Source organism: Neoakkermansia glycaniphila (assembly GCF_001683795.1).
Taxonomy (GTDB): Bacteria; Verrucomicrobiota; Verrucomicrobiia; order Verrucomicrobiales; family Akkermansiaceae; genus Akkermansia; species Akkermansia glycaniphila.
Genome location: NZ_LIGX01000041.1, coordinates 96771 through 111336, shown reverse-complemented (window position 1 = coordinate 111336; position 14566 = coordinate 96771). Strand labels below are relative to the sequence as shown.

The following is a 14566-nucleotide window of genomic DNA, read 5'->3' as shown; positions in this document are numbered from 1 at the left end:
ACACCCGCAACGCAAGCCCAAATCCATGCACCGCACACGGATGCTCAAAGCATCCATTCCTCCGCTGCGGCCGCGAACTCCTCCATCTCCCGGAACAGCTTGCACACATGGTACCCGTCCGCCGCCGCATGGTTCACAAACACCGCTACCGGAAGCTTCACCCTCCCCTCCTTCTCCTCGTAGGCTCCAAAGCGAATCAAAGGAAACAGCATGGCCGACTCGCTGTACGTATCCTGGCTGAACCCCGTAAAATGCAGCCACGGCAACGCCGACACAGGGCAGAAATTGCCCGGCCTGCCCGGCTTCGCCTTCACCCCCTTCACCTCGCCGTACACCTCCATATCCCGCACCACCGAAGCGTAAAACACCTCGAAATCCTCATCATACACGCTCCACACATCGGAAAACGTCTTATCGTCCTCATGAAACACCGTATAGGAAGGATGCACGCAATCCCAGAACCCCGGCTTCCCCTCCGCATCGAAATCCATGCGAAACTCCCGGTTCCCGTTCACCGCCCGCATCACCACATACAGAAACGACGGGAAAAACCTCCTCTCCCGCGCCCGGCACCGCGCCAGCAGAGCCGTCACATCCACCTCCGCATTCAGCGTATACTTGCACTTGATCGTACGGTAAAAATACTCGAAATGCTCCCGGCGTTCCCACGAAGCAGTATCCGCCACCTCGAAACATCCGCGAATTTCCCCCGGCTCATCCATCACTTGAACGCCCAGAAACGGTTGAAACAATAAGAACTCGCAGCAGCCACCAGGCAGCCCGACGCCACCGACACATTGAACCACAAGCCGCCTTCCTCAGCCACGGCATAACCGAACAAAGGAGGAATCATCTTGCAGAACACATAAAAAACGCCATTGTTCACGCCAAACCCCACGGCCGTCACCACGCCGAACTTGAGGAAAGTATGAACCCCCTGCTCCTCCTGCGCCGTCTTGGCGAAACTCCAGAACTTGTGGCCGAAAAACGACAGGAAAAAACCCGTGCAATACCCGATGATATTTGCCGTCAGCGGAGCGGCATCGTACAGAAACCTCGCCACATTGGCCGCTACCATGTGGACAAGCGTCGCCCCTCCGCCCACGATCATGAACTTCACCACGCTCTCGTAGCGAACCAGCAGGGATCTCACTCTTACATACAAACCTTCCACCGTCTTCATGGCTTCACAGGCGTGAAAAAGGGAATCAATTGCTCCACCGCCTTGCGGCGCTCACTATCCGTCAAAAACGTCGTCAACTGGGGATTTGCATACAGCGTACTGAAACTCCCACGGGCCACCGTCGGCTTCATATCGCGAATCATATGGCGCAATGAACCGGAACGGGGAATACGCGGAGCCAAAGTCTGCGAATAAAACCGCTCGCACGTCGCATCGTCCAGCGCACAGGCATAGGCCACAATACTCGCCAGGCACAGCCGCTCCGGATCGCGCATCAGATCCGTCTTGCACAGCCACGCCGTCGAAGCATTATCCTCCATCTCGGCGAAAATCTTCACCGTAGCGGGAACAGCCACATCCGCATCCTTGTGCCCCATATCGGCCCGACCCCGCTCGTAATAATAAGACACCGTATCGATCGACTGGCGGTAGGAAAGCCCCATCACCCCCACCCAGACCAGCACCACTACCATCAGCAGCGTCGTCAGAATCCCCTTCGTGCCGCCGCTTCCCATATTCTTCCCCCAGGAAAACACATTGCAGAACCAGAACAACCCGTGCCAGAACACCGCAAACACCCCCAGCGAACCCACCCACTTCAGAGCCGTCACCATCCACGGCTGGGGATCGGGAGTCACGAACGACAAATAGGAAAAACCGTTCTTGTCGAGCAGCACCCACACCAGCACGCCGCCCACCACCGCCGCCGCGAACAGCACCATCTTGATCATCCCCTTCAGCAGCGTCAGGGAAAGAAACGCTGCAAGGACAACCCCGATGATCACATAAACAGACACTGCCGTAAACACAGAAAAAAACAAAACTCCGGTTAACCGCGCGGCATCACGTCCGCAACACGCTGCCTGAGAAGATGGTCGCACAGCGTCACCCACGCCATCGCCTCCACGATCGGCACCGCACGCGGAAGCACGCAGGCATCGTGCCTGCCCTTGCCGCGCAGCGTCACATCCTCGCCCTGGTCATTCACCGTCTCCTGCTCCACCATCAGCGTAGCCGTCGGCTTGAACGCCATCCGCATCACGATCGGCTCTCCGTTGGAAATGCCGCCCTGAATCCCGCCGGAAAAATTCGTCCGCGTCCGCACCTTGCCGCCATCCATGAAAAACGCATCGTTATGCTCCGTCCCGCGCATCCCTGCAGCGGCGAAACCGGAACCCACCTCAAACCCGCGGCAGGCGGGAATACTCATCATCGCATGTGCGAGCGTCGCCTCCAGCTTGTCGAACACCGGATCGCCCAGCCCCACCGGGCAATTCCTCACCACGCAGGAAACCGCGCCGCCGAGCGAATCGCCCTGCGCCCGCGCCTCCTTGATCGCCGCCACCATCGGCCCCACCGCATCGGGATCCGCCGTCCGCACCATATTTCCCTCCACAGCCTCACGGCACACGGCATACACATCCGCATGCGCCTCCACCTCATGAACCTTCGACACCCACGCCACCACATCCACCTCGGGATACAGGGCGCGCACCACCGCCTTGGCCACCGCACCGGCGGCCACGCGGCCGATCGTCTCGCGCGCACTCGCCCGGCCGCCTCCGGCCCAGGCGCGAATACCGTACTTCGCATCGTAACAGAAATCCGCATGCGACGGGCGGTAAGTATGCTGCATCTCGTCGTAGGCTGTCGACCGCTGATCCTTATTCCGCACGCTCAAGGCAATCGGAGTACCCAGTGTCAAGCCGTCCAGCACGCCGGAAAGAATCTCCACGGCATCCGCTTCATCGCGCGGCGTCACAATCTCGCTCTGCCCCGGGCGGCGACGGTCCAGCTCGCGCTGAATATCCTCTGCGGAAACCGGAATGCGAGACGGGCAACCGTCAATCACCACGCCGACACCCGCGCCGTGCGACTCACCCCATGTACTGATACGAAAAATCTGGCCAAAAGAACTCGACATAAAGACTCTGTTTTGTCGCCCAAAGCATACGGCAAACACCCCGGCAAGGCAAGAAAAATGCCAACCGGTGCCGCAAAGGCGCACCGCCTCACCTGCGCCCGGCAGCGGAAAGAGAACCCTCCGTCACCCCCAGCCTGTCCGCCGCGTGCAAACGCTCGAACAAAACCTCCGGCTTCAACCTCCCGTCCAGCAGCTCGCGGTACGAACGCACCAGCAGCCTCGCCTCATCGCGGGACTCCGCCAGCAGCTCCACGCGGAACCGCCGCAGCCCCGCCGCCAGCAGCTCCGGCACGAACCTCGCGCCGGACTGCGCCTGCCCGTTGAACAGCGTATTGCGGCATCCCTCGTCCGCCAGCAGCACATGCTTCACCCCGCAGCGATCCTCCACCCGCACCCGGTGCTTCTCGCAGGGGCGGCCGCAATCCGTGAAATTCTTCCCCTTCGACAGGAACGAGCAAAACACGCAATGCTCCATGTGAAACATCGGCATGTGCTGGTGCAGCGTCAGCTCGAACCAATCGCCCGGAGCCGCATGCAGCAGATCCAGTACCTGCTCCACATTCAAATCGTAGGAAATCGTCGCATACTCCATCCCGCCGAACTCGCGCCACACATGAGCCGAAACGGGATTCGCCACATTCAGCGAAAAATCCCCGGCCAACCTGTACCCGGAGCCCCGGAGATACTCGGCCATCCCGACATGCCGCACCAGAAAACCATCCGGCGCGGCATCCTCGTAAAACTTCATATACCCTTCCTCGCGCGGCTTCATAATCCGCAGCGTCGCCAGATAAATACTGGCATCCGCAGCCAGCCCGCGCAAATGCGCCACTGCCTCGCGGTATGCCCGAATATCCGTAAAATCGAGATATAGCACCCTCACTCCCTCTTCCAGCGCAGCCTCAGCCTGCTCCACCGACCGGCACAGCACGGACAGCTCCGCCGCTCCCTCCGATGCCTTGCCGCGCTCGAACACGGGCACATCCAAAGGCTTCGCCCGGCGCACCCCGCACACGGCCGGCTGCGCGTCAAGCTTCTCCACCAGCTCCCGCCGCATACGGTTCAGCACACTCAGGGGCATCATCAGCCCCTCCGGCACCTCGCACGCCAGCGAACCGAGGGCATACCCCGTCCCGCCAAGCCTCCCGAACTGCGCCTTCAACACATCCGCCGTCAACGCATGCTTCTCCGCACGCTCCAGCGGTTGCGGAGACTCCACACGCACCCCCGCCGCCCGGCAGCTAACCGCCAGCGGCTCCCCTTCCCGGCCCGACACATGCAAATGCACCGCCTTACCCGCATCCTCCAAACCCGCCCATGTACGGCGCAACGCCTGATTCAACGCCGGATCATCCGTCTTCCACAGCAAATTCCCCGCCCGCACCGACTGCCAATCCACCCGGGAAGCCTTCCCGTGGAAAAACAGCCGCTTGCCCTCCACCTTCCAGATACGTCCGCCCTGCTCCTCATTACGGTTCTCGCCACGGTCGATCACGAAACCGTCCCCCGGCCTCACAGGCACACTCCCCGAAAAATTCACATCCAGCCAGCCCTTCCCCGCATCCGCAATACGCCCGGCATACGCCCCGCGCTTCTTGCCGAACTTCCCGTGCGTCAGCAAAGGATGATTCGGCCCATCCAGCCACCCCGTCGAAAAACCGCGTGAAAAAACCATCTGCATCGCGTACAGATCCTCCGCACGCCGGCGGGCATCAACCTCGCGTCCCTCCATCGCCGCATCGAGCGCATGGCGGTAGCCGCGCGTCACCGCCGCCACGTATTCGGGACTCTTCAACCGCCCCTCGATCTTGAAACTCCTCACCCCGGCACGCACCAGATCGGCAACCTTCTCCTGCGCACACAAATCCTGCGGACTCAGCAAATAACGACGTTCGCCCAGCGGCATCATCCGCCCATCCACCTCCAGCATGTAGGGCATGCGGCAGGCCTGCGCGCACTCGCCCCTGTTCGCACTCCGCTGCCCGAGACTCTCGGACGTCAAACACTGGCCGGAATACGACACGCACAACGCACCATGAACGAACACCTCCAAAGGCACCGAAGAACCCTTCGCGCATGCCTCGATCTCACGCACGCTCAACTCACGCGCCAGCACCGCCTGCGACAACTGCAGAAAACGCTCGAAAAAACGCATCGCCGCCGGACAGGAAATCGTCATCTGCGTCGAAGCGTGCAACTCCAGCGAAAACGCTTCATCCGACTGCACCGCCTGCGAAATCATCCACGCCAGCCCCGCGTCCTGCACGATCACCCCGTCCACCCCCTCATCGTTCAGAGTCTTCACATACTCCGCCGCTTCATACAGCTCGGACGTGAAAATCAGCACATTCATCGTCACATAGGCGCGCACCCCATGCCCGTGCAGGAAAGGAATCAGCTCGCGCAAATCCTCGCGCGTAAAATTATCCGCCCTCATCCGGGCATTGAACTTGTCGAGGCCGAAATAAACGGCATCCGCGCCGTTCGCCACGGCAGCCCTCACGCACTCCCAGTTCCCGGCCGGAGCCAGCAACTCGGGACGGCAGGCGGAAACGGAAGAATCAGACACCATGCCACATCAGAAAGGTTCGGCCACGATCACCGTCGTATTATCCTGATTCGGCTCGGCGAAATCCATCACCTCGTCGATAATGCACTGCGCAATGCGCGATGTGGGAAGCGAGAAAAGCTGCCCCAGCTTCTGCGGCGCACGCAGGCGCACATTCTCCAGCCATGCCTCGATCCCATCGGAAGAGACGAGAAGCTTATCACCCGGCAGAAGCGGGTACGGAACCCTCGTCACGTCGATCTCGTCGATCTCCTGCCCCGTCAGCGCAGAACGGAGGTAATGGCTCTGGCGCACCAATTGCTGGTACGACACCTGCCCGCGGCTGAAAAGCTGCTCCATCTCGGAACGCATCGAATGGTCTGCATTCAGGCGGATCAGGCGGCTCTGCCTCCACAGATACAGAGGGGAATCCCCCACGCTGATCCACCAGAGAACACCGCCGGAAAAATAGGTCGAAAGCAGCGTCGTACCGCCATGCGCCTTCAGATTGGCAAAACGCTCGCGCACCGCTTCGTTCGCATGGCGGAGAGCCATCTCCATCAGCTCCGGAATCGAATTGGCGGAGGCATGCCCCAGCATATCCAGATAGGCGTTCACCGCCGTCTGGGAAGCCACATCTCCTGCATCATGGCCACCCATGCCGTCACAAACGATCATGACGAGACCGTCGCCGGACTGCATCACATCGCCGGAATCCTCCTGGCGTTCTCGTGTGCCGATCCATTGTGCGAATGAATAATCCATGGGAGCAGGAGGGTAGCAAAATGAAAGAGAAACAGCCTATCAGGCCTTATTCTTCAACTGCGGGAACAGAATCACGTCGCGGATGGACATCGCACCCGTCAGCATCATCACCAACCGGTCGATACCGATGCCGATGCCGCCTGCGCTAGGCATGCCGGACTCCAGAGTCTCAATGAAATCGTAGTCCACCTTCTGAGGCTCTTCGCCCGCCTGGTGTTCAAGGCGCTCGCGCTGCTCGTCCGGATCGTTCAACTCGGAATAGCCGGGGCAAATCTCCTGCCCGTTCATCACCAGCTCGAACACGTCCACCACCTCCGGATTATCCGGATTCAGCTTCGCCAGCGGCACGAGATCCTTCGCCACATGCGTCACGAAACACGGATTCATCATCTTGGATTCCACCAGCTTCTCGTACACATGCTGCGTCACATCCGTATCGGACATATCGTCGCTCAACTCCACCTGAAGCTCGTTCTCGGCGCGGGCACGGCGCTGCTCGGGAGTCAGCGCGAACCAGTCGTCGCCTGCTGCACCCTTCACGAGCTCCTCATAGGAACTGCGCTTCCACGGGCGGGTCAAATCCACCACATGATCCACATTGCCTTCCTCATCCTTATGCTCGATGCACAGGCCGCCGCAGAACTTCTCGGCCAGCGTACAAATCAAATCCTCCACCATATCGGCCATGGATTCGAAATCGCCGCCCGCTTCATACACCTCCAGCACCGTAAACTCGGGATTGTGGCGGCGGGAAATACCTTCATTGCGGAAATTGCGGTTCAGCTCGAACACCTTCGTAAAGCCGCCCACCAGCAAACGCTTCAAATAAAGCTCGGGAGCGATGCGCAGCGTCAGCGGCATCTTCAGCGCATTGTGGTACGTCTCGAACGGACTGGCCGAAGCCCCGCCCGCGACGGACTGCAGCATCGGAGTCTCCACTTCGAGGAACCCGCGATCCTGCAGAAAGCGGCGCACCTCGGCCACGATCAGCGAACGCTTCACCAGACGGTCCGCGCTCTCCTCATTCGACATCAGGTCGAGATGGCGGCGGCGGTAACACATCTCCTGATCGGAAAGACCGTGCCACTTGTCGGGCAGCGGACGCAGACTCTTGGAAAGAACCTTCAATTCGCGCACATGCACGGACGGCTCGCCGCGCTTCGTCGTAAAAGCCTCGCCGGAAATGCCGATCCAGTCGCCGCGATCCAGCAGCTTCCACAAAGCCCATGTCTCTTCGGACACATCCTTGCGGGAAAGGAACCCCTGAATCGTGCCGCGCACATCGGCCAGAGAAAAGAACTGGGACTTGCCCATATCGCGGATGGACATGATCCGGCCGATCAGCGACACCTGTTTACCCTCTTCGAAATTCGCCTTCAAATCGGCGGGATTCGTATTGCATTCAAAACGGCCGCCGAAGGGATTCATACCCATCGCACGGATCTTCGCCATCTTCTCGCGGCGCACGGCAATCAAATCGGCTTCGGACGAAGTCGGAGTTGTCGAAGGGGTGTCAGCCATAACGGCGGCATTATATGCCAAATGCAACGCCAGCGCGAGCCTAAAATACGGGAAGCCGCAAGGAATAACAGGCAGCCCGCTTCACGGCAGCCCCCAGGCCGAACGGTAGCGCATATACTCGTCGCGCGGCATCAGAATATACACCGGCTTCTTCTTCGGGTCCAGCCATGCCAGCACGGCCCGCAGATTCTCTTCGGACATCGTCGTACACCCCGCAGTCGGGTACTTGCCCGCGCCCCGCCAGATATGGAAAAAAATCGAAGAACCCCGCCCCGGAATCGGGCAACCCTGCACATTCTCCGTATTGTGGCAAATCAACAGCTTGATGCTGTGGGCATGATCGTTCAGCTTCATCTGCTCGTTCAGCTCCCACGAAGTCCGAGCCGGATGATCCAGCCGCACATGCCTGTTGTAAAGCGGAGACTTCACATCCGACACCCAGAGATCGCTCGGCCCCACCTTCACGAAGGGAATCCGGCGGTTGAACTTGAGATCGGACTGCGTAGCCCAGATACCGCCCACATCGAACACCCCGGCAGGAGAACGGTCGTCTCCCTCCCTCTTCACCGTCGCACCCTTCGGCAACGGATGACGGCCCAGCCCCCAGACAAGCCCGGCCTCGCCGAGCCTCCCGGAAAACGGCCCCTTCACCATCTGCCACTGCCCACCCCTCTTCTCCAGCAGGGATAGAACCACATGGGAAGAATTCCAGCCGTCCGCCGCCCCCACGATCGCCTGCTCGCACCCATCGGGCAACGGAGCGGCCGGAGACTGCGCCACAAACAGGCACAAAGGCAACAGCAAAAACAGCAGAAACTTCTTCATGGCATCAAATGAAAAAGGGGAGCAGGACTTGCCCGCTCCCCCTTGAAACCTTAACCGTGGTATTCCTGCAGGCACTTCGGAGTCACCTTCCCGGCCTGCGCGGCCCGGATACCCGCGATCGTCGCCTTCGCGGCGGCCATCGTCGTCATATACGGCACCTTGTGGCGGATGGACGTCATGCGGATATAGGAATCGTCGATCTTGCCCTCACGACCGATCGGCGTATTGATCACCAGATCGATCTCCTGATTGCAAATCATATCGCCAAGGTTCGGGCGGCCTTCATGCAGCTTCTTCACCTCCACGGCGGGAATGCCGAGACCGTTCAGCAGCTTGGCCGTACCTTCCGTCGCCACCAGCTTGAAGCCCAGCTCCACGAAATCGCGGGCGATCGGCTCCAGCTCCTCCTTGTCGCGGGGGGAAACCGTCAACAGCACCGTACCGCCGAGGGGCAGCTTCGAGCCGGCGGCTTCCTGCGCCTTGAAATAGGCCATGCCGAAATTGTCGCTCACGCCCATCACTTCGCCCGTAGCGCGCATCTCCGGTCCGAGCACCGGATCCACTTCCGGGAACATATTGAACGGGAACACGGCTTCCTTCACGCCGACGAACCTCGTCACCGGGCGCTCGATACCGAGGCTTTCCAGCGAAGCTCCGAGCATCAGCATCGTCGCATAGCGGGCGAGCGGAATACCCGTCACCTTAGCCACGATCGGCACCGTACGGGAAGCGCGCGGATTCGCCTCGATGATGTACACCTTGTCTTCGCACACGGCGAACTGCACATTCAGAATACCGTCCACCTTGAAATCCTTCGCAATGGCGGAAGCATAGGCTTCCATCGTCTTCACATGCTTCTCGGGCAGGGAAACCGGGGGAATCGCACAGGCCGAGTCACCAGAGTGAATACCTGCCAGCTCGATATGCTCCATCACCGTCGCCACGAACGTATCCTTGCCGTCGGACAGCGCATCCACTTCGGCTTCGATCGCGTGGTCGAGGAAACGATCGATCAGCATCGGGAAATCCGGGCTCACCTGAATCGCCTCGCGGCCATAGCGCATGAGGTTTTCCTCATCGTAAATCACTTCCATACCGCGGCCGCCCAGCACGAACGACGGACGCACCATCACCGGATAACCGATCTTGCGGCCCAGCTCCACGGCTTCTTCCAGAGAACGGGCCGTGCCGCTCTCGGGCTGCGGAATATCGAGCGAGATCATGCGCTCACGGAAATACTCGCGGTCTTCCGCCAGGCGGATACCTTCCGGCTGCGTACCGAGAATCTTCACGCCGGCATCCTTCAGCTCCTGCGCGATATTCAGAGGAGTCTGGCCGCCGAACTGCACGATCACACCTTCCGGCTTCTCCTTCTCGTAAATCGTCAGCACGTCTTCCACCGTCACCGGCTCGAAATACAGCTTGTTCGCCGTATCGTAGTCCGTCGAAACCGTCTCGGGATTGCAGTTGATCATGATCGACTCGTAACCTGCATCGCGCAACGCGAACGCCGCATGCACGCACGTATAGTCGAACTCGATCCCCTGGCCGATACGGTTCGGACCGCCGCCGAGAATCATGATCTTCTTCTTATCGCTCACCTTCACGGCATCGGGAGCGCCGTTATAGGTCGAATAGTAATACTCGGCATTCTCCACGCCGCTCACCGGCACCACCTGATAGGAAGCCACCAGATTCATCGCAATGCGGCGCGTGCGGATATCCTTCTCCGTCACCTCGAAAACCTTCGCCAGATACTTGTCGGAGAAACCGAGCTTCTTCGCCTGCACCAGCTTCTCATCCGAAAGATCGGCCCACTTCACGCCGTCCAGCGTATTATCGAAATCGGCCAGCTCCTTCATCTCCTCGATGAAATACGGAGTCACCGCCGTCAGGCGCACCACATCCGCCACCGTCACGCCGCGGCGCAACAGCTCGTAAATCTGGAAAAAGCGCAGACTGTTCGCCGTCGCGATCGCTTCCTTCAGCTCTGCTGTGGACTTCGCTTCCAGCTTCTTATCGCGGCCGAGGCCGCAGCGGCCCACTTCCAGAGAACGCACCGCCTTCTGGAACGCTTCCTTGAAATCCTTGCCGATGGACATCACTTCGCCCACCGCCTTCATCTGCGTACCCAGCTTATCCTTCGCCTTCGGGAACTTCTCGAACGCCCAGCGGGCGAACTTCACCACCACATAATCGCCCCACGGCTCGTACTTCTCGAGAGTACCCTTGCGCCAGTAAGGCAGCTCATCCATCGTCACGCCCGATGCGAGCAGTGTCGAAACGGAAGCGATCGGGAAGCCCGTCGCCTTCGAAGCGAGAGCCGAAGAACGTGACGTACGGGGATTGATCTCAATCACGATCACACGATCGTCCTCGCGGTTATGGGCAAACTGCACATTCGTACCGCCCGTCACGCCGATGGCTTCCAGAATGCGGTAGGAATAATCCTGCAAACGCTCCTGCAGCTCCTTCGGCACCGTCAGCATCGGAGCCACGCAGAAACTGTCGCCCGTATGCACGCCCATCGGATCCACATTCTCGATATAGCAAACCGTAATCTTCTGCCCCTTCGAATCGCGCACCACTTCCAGCTCAAGCTCTTCCCAGCCGAGGGCGCACTCTTCCACCAACACCTGGTTGATCAGCGAAGCGGCAATGCCGCGGGCGACCACCTCGCGAAGCTCCTCCACATTGAACACGATGCCGCCGCCTGTGCCGCCCATCGTATAGGCGGGGCGAAGCACCACGGGATAACCCATCTCGTCCGCCACCTTCTCGGCTTCCTCCACCGTATAAATCGGCTCGGACTTCGCTACAGGCACGCCGATCTGATTCATCGTTTCCTTGAAAATGATACGATCTTCACCGCGGGCGATCGCATCCAGATCCACGCCGATCACCCTCACTCCAAACTGTTCGAGAATACCCTGTTCATGCAGAGACGAAGCAAGATTCAGGGCCGTCTGTCCGCCGAGATTCGGCAGCAGTGCATCGGGGCGTTCGCGGTCGATCACCGCCGTCACGCGATCCACGGTCAGGGGCTCGATATACGTCCTGTCCGCCATGGAGGGGTCGGTCATAATCGTCGCCGGGTTCGAATTCACCAGCACGACTTCATAACCCTGGGCGCGCAAAGCCTTGCAGGCCTGCGTCCCCGAATAGTCGAACTCACAGGCCTGCCCGATCACAATCGGACCGGAACCGATGATAAGCACCTTCTTGATATCGTCTCTCTTTGCCATATATGTATAAATGCGTAAATGATGAAGTCGCAGGCCCCGCAACACGGCGCCACAAAGCCCGGCCGCGCGTCCGCACAAAGGCTACCGACTCAACACCCGAAAGTCAAGAAAGCAATGCCCCAACAGAAAAAAAACGGAACCTCCCGACTCACCCGCAGCCACCACCCAACCATAAATCCGCCGGGAACGACGACCATACCCGCAGAAACCTTCCCGGCACGCCATCAAACAACCTTGCATCCGAAAAAAAGTTGGACTACAATACCGCCATGCCTTCCATTGAAATCTCCATCGGCAAACAGGAATTGCGGCTCCTGGACGACCATGGCGACACCCTCCTGCAAGCCCCCGTCTCCACGGGACTCAACGGCACGGGCTGCGAAGAAGGCTCCGGGCGCACCCCTCTCGGCAACTTCGACATCGGCGAAAAAATAGGCGACGGAGAACACCCCTCCACCATCTTTCAAGCGAGGAAACCCGTAGGCCGATGGCCGCACGACGTCCCCCTCGGCATGACCGAACAGGACGACTGCATCCTCAGCCGCATCCTCCGGCTCCGCGGGCTCGACACTGACAACGCCAACACCTGGAGCCGCTACATCTACATCCACGGCACCAACGACACGCAACACCTCGGCCAGCCGCGCTCCCACGGCTGCATTCGCCTGCACCCGGCGGACATGGTACGCCTCTTCGACCTCGCCTGCGAAGGCATGCCCGTACACATCCTCCCATGAATTACGACTGGACAGCCTCCGACCTCGGTTTCGCCTTCACCCTCTCCCTGCTCGCAGGCCTCGCCACCGGCATCGGCGCAGCCATCGCCTTCTTCGTCAAGCGCACCGACACCAAAATGCTCACCTTCTCCCTCGGCTTCTCCGCCGGGGTCATGGTCTACATCTCCTTCGTCGAACTTCTCCAGCTCTCCAAAACAACCTTCGTCGAAGCGCACGGCACGTCCCCCGGCTCATGGTACACCATCGCCACCTTCTTCGGTGGCATGGGCGTCGCCGCCCTGATCGACAAACTCGTACCCGCCGACGAAAACCCGCACGAATACGTCAGCGCGGAAGAACTCAAATCCTCCAAAATCTCAGGCGAATTCTCCACGGCCAACGTCAAACGCTCCGGTACCCTCTTCGCGCTCGCCATCGCCATCCACAACTTCCCCGAAGGCATCGCCACCCTCACCACCGCCATGGGTTCCCCCTCGCTCGGCATCTCCGTCGCCCTCGCCGTCGCCATTCACAACATCCCCGAAGGCATCGCCGTAGCCCTCCCTCTCTACTACGGCACGGGCAGCCGCAAAAAAGCCTTCTGGTACGCCTTCCTCTCCGGCCTCACCGAACCCATCGGCGCAGGTCTCGCCATCCTCTTCCTCCTCCCCTTCCTCTCGGCCACCATGATGGCCGTCCTCTTCGCCGCCGTCGCAGGCATCATGGTATACATCTCCTTCGACGAACTCCTCCCCATGGCCGAGCGCTGGGGGCACCACCATCTCTCCATCTACGGCATCATCGCAGGCATGCTCCTCATGGCCGTCATTCTGGCCTGATAACCCCATCCAGCCGAAACCTTACCGGAACCAGCGGGGACGATCCTTCTCCGTGGAACACCCGTACGCCTTCACAATACGCCACCCTGCCGAACTCGAAAGCCCGACAGGCTTCACCTGCACATGCACCCACGCAGGGGCATAACTTCCATCCGGCCTCCGCATTTTCTCCAACACGCCGGACAAAAAAACACTATTCCAATCCAGATAACGGTCGCCTGACTCGCCTTGCAACAGGCAACTGTAAGGATGCGGCCCCACAACCGACAGCCGCCCCTGCACCTTATCCGCCTTATCTCCGGGGATTTTCCCATCAGGCACAGTATAAGTCCTGTCAACGTACGATACCGGCTTCCACGCTCCGCTCTTCCACTCATACACTTGCTCGCCGGTACCGAAAACATTCTCAAGCCCCTGATAAAAAAACAAAACCCGGAGCCTCTTCCCTCCATTCTCCAGCAGCGCACGAAATTCGGGACGCGAACCATCTCCGGGCCAATCAAGCCACGGAGCGCCATCCCTCCGGAACCGCACCACACCGGCATCCACATCCCGCCGAAACTCCTCCACCGAACCTTCATGCAGCTCATACGGCGGCAACGCCATGAGAACCGATCGCAACTCCGCATCCCTTGCCGCCATCTGCCCATCGCTCAGCTCCACCGCCTCTCCCTCGCCCGGCTCCTTCGGAATGGAAGCCAGCAGCCGCCCAAGTGCAGAATCCGCCTTACATCCGCGAATCAACGGCACAGGGGAAGCAGGCGCCTCTACGGGCATTGCACCGGAAGAGGGCTTCACATCCTGCGTCCGGCAAGAAGAATATACGAACGCAACCGCCGCACACGCACCGGACAGCAGCAACTGCCGCCGGGCAACAATCAAATTCAACATCGTCATAGGGTACATGCATCATGCAGGCACCGGCCTACGAAGTCAACCCAAAACCTCACGCCGCCAAACAGGCGGCACCCCGGCCCTGCCGGAACCTCTCAAACTCCGG

General features: G+C 60.0%; 12 protein-coding genes. 2 read left to right on the top strand and 10 right to left on the bottom strand.

The window, feature by feature from the left end; all coding sequences use genetic code 11:
- Nucleotides 1-44: 44 nt before the first annotated feature.
- The 9 genes from AC781_RS12405 to carB form a co-directional block, all read right to left on the bottom strand.
- Nucleotides 45-722, bottom strand: a complete 678-nt coding sequence (locus AC781_RS12405; RefSeq protein ID WP_067777781.1) for a chloramphenicol acetyltransferase — start codon at nt 720-722, stop codon at nt 45-47.
- Entirely contained in the window at nt 722-1183 is a 462-nt protein-coding gene (locus AC781_RS12400; RefSeq protein ID WP_067777780.1) for a GtrA family protein, read from the bottom strand. The genes AC781_RS12405 and AC781_RS12400 overlap by 1 nt, the downstream gene beginning before the upstream one ends.
- Complete coding sequence (locus AC781_RS12395; protein WP_067777779.1) at nt 1180-1968, bottom strand: hypothetical protein; 789 nt, start codon at nt 1966-1968, stop codon at nt 1180-1182. Before AC781_RS12395 ends, AC781_RS12400 begins: the two co-directional genes overlap by 4 nt.
- A gap of 44 nt (nt 1969-2012) precedes the next feature.
- A complete protein-coding gene (gene aroC, locus AC781_RS12390; protein ID WP_067777778.1) occupies nt 2013-3107 on the bottom strand; it encodes a chorismate synthase in 1095 nt (364 codons plus the stop codon).
- An 88-nt stretch (nt 3108-3195) separates the two neighbouring features.
- Nucleotides 3196-5679 carry a U32 family peptidase gene (locus AC781_RS12385; RefSeq protein WP_067777777.1) on the bottom strand — a complete coding sequence of 828 codons (2484 nt, stop codon included), beginning with the start codon at nt 5677-5679 and terminating at the stop codon, nt 3196-3198.
- Between the two features lie 6 nt (nt 5680-5685).
- Nucleotides 5686-6420 (bottom strand): PP2C family protein-serine/threonine phosphatase, encoded by a 735-nt coding sequence (locus tag AC781_RS12380; protein ID WP_067777776.1) that lies wholly within the window; start codon nt 6418-6420, stop codon nt 5686-5688.
- A 39-nt stretch (nt 6421-6459) separates the two neighbouring features.
- Entirely contained in the window at nt 6460-7941 is a 1482-nt protein-coding gene (gene lysS / locus AC781_RS12375; protein ID WP_067777775.1) for a lysine--tRNA ligase, read from the bottom strand.
- An 81-nt stretch (nt 7942-8022) separates the two neighbouring features.
- Entirely contained in the window at nt 8023-8766 is a 744-nt protein-coding gene (locus tag AC781_RS12370) for a L,D-transpeptidase family protein (protein ID WP_067777774.1), read from the bottom strand.
- A 50-nt stretch (nt 8767-8816) separates the two neighbouring features.
- Nucleotides 8817-12011 carry a carbamoyl-phosphate synthase large subunit gene (gene carB, locus AC781_RS12365; RefSeq protein ID WP_067777773.1) on the bottom strand — a complete coding sequence of 1065 codons (3195 nt, stop codon included), beginning with the start codon at nt 12009-12011 and terminating at the stop codon, nt 8817-8819.
- Nucleotides 12012-12280: 269 nt separating this feature from the next.
- On the opposite strand from carB, the gene AC781_RS12360 reads away from it, so the two are divergent.
- Entirely contained in the window at nt 12281-12748 is a 468-nt protein-coding gene (locus AC781_RS12360) for a L,D-transpeptidase (protein ID WP_067777951.1), read from the top strand.
- Complete coding sequence (zupT, locus tag AC781_RS12355) at nt 12745-13566, top strand: zinc transporter ZupT (RefSeq protein WP_067777772.1); 822 nt, start codon at nt 12745-12747, stop codon at nt 13564-13566. Before AC781_RS12360 ends, zupT begins: the two co-directional genes overlap by 4 nt.
- Nucleotides 13567-13587: 21 nt before the next feature.
- Here zupT and AC781_RS12350 read toward each other — a convergent pair whose 3' ends face one another.
- Nucleotides 13588-14457: a hypothetical protein gene (locus tag AC781_RS12350; protein WP_141675913.1), complete on the bottom strand. Its 870-nt coding sequence runs from the start codon at nt 14455-14457 to the stop codon at nt 13588-13590.
- Between the last annotated feature and the right edge of the window lie 109 nt (nt 14458-14566).